A 248-nucleotide genomic window follows, 5' to 3' on the forward strand; every position below is an offset into this window, starting at 1 on the left:
GAAAAAGTTTAATCTAAAATTCAAAAAAGTAGGTTGCAAGGTAGCTGTATTAATGATATTAATAATAGGTATAGGAACAGTTTTATCATGTACGGTTGAAGCTTTCAGAATTAAAATATTTAATCTTTTTGTTGAAAATAATAATGAATACACTAGTGTACAAGTAAAAGAAGATGAAGAAAGCATACCAAATAGTTGGAGTAATTATTATTATCCCGAATATCTACCACAAGATTTTGTATTGGATA

General features: G+C 26.2%; 1 protein-coding gene. It reads left to right on the plus strand.

The features are described from left to right. Nucleotides 1-52: 52 nt before the first annotated feature. Nucleotides 53-248, plus strand: a 196-nt coding sequence (locus ACX6CF_RS27405; protein WP_458788527.1) for a hypothetical protein, incomplete at its 3' end; no start/stop codon positions are given.

The sequence above is a fragment of the Vallitalea sediminicola genome, from assembly GCF_054408565.1.